Source organism: Sphingopyxis sp. BSNA05 (assembly GCF_013265645.1).
GTDB lineage: Bacteria > Pseudomonadota > Alphaproteobacteria > Sphingomonadales > Sphingomonadaceae > Parasphingorhabdus.
The window spans coordinates 1-687 of the sequence record NZ_PYIA01000091.1 but is presented as its reverse complement, the minus strand read 5'-3'; the positions used below and the strand labels follow the sequence as shown (position 1 = coordinate 687).

At 55.2% G+C, this 687-nt stretch carries 1 protein-coding gene; it reads right to left on the bottom strand.

All coding sequences use genetic code 11. The annotated features are described in order from the left end of the window. Positions 1 to 58: 58 nt before the first annotated feature. Positions 59 to 687: TraU family protein (locus C8024_RS10150; RefSeq protein ID WP_173204724.1), on the bottom strand; the 629-nt coding region annotated here is incomplete at its 5' end.

Below are 687 nucleotides of genomic sequence, written 5' to 3'. Positions count from 1 at the left end.
GCGGCAAAACCGGTGGACGCGGAGATCGTGAACAAAACCGAAAAGAGAACGAAGTTCTTCATAATGCGCAGCAATTCCGTTTGCGCCAGACTAGATAGCCCATGTCCTCGCCAATGGCGGGAATGACCTGTCCGGCAGATTGAAAGGTGGTGGAGGCTCCGATGGGCGGGCAGGCATAGCGGCCCTTTGTCGCCGGATTGGGATTGGTAGCCTGCAGGCGATATTGCTGCTTGCGCATGATCGGCATGAGATATTTGCCGCACAGGCCTTTGTTGCCCATGGTTCCCCAGGACACCAGCTGGCGGTGTAATTTATACGCAAAGCGCGACAAGACGAGCCGGGAGGCCTGGACATGGCCAATGCTCGCCGAGACATTGCCGTTCATCGGATACATTGAACCCTGACAGCCAGCACACCAGAAGAGTTCATCGCGCGGCAGATTGACCGTGGCAGAAACACAGTCGGCCGCGCACGCAGCGAGCGCCAGCGGATTGGCGAACAGAACTGCTTCTGGATTGATGATCGCGGTAAGTTCACTGTCTTGCCACAGCGGATCAATCTCGGAAATATAGAGAATGTCGACAGAACCTGCTTCGAGACAGAGAAAATCGGCGACAATCTCCATCCAGTAGATCAGCGGATAGGCATACCAATGGACATGCCAGCTAGAATAATATTGGCTGGCCC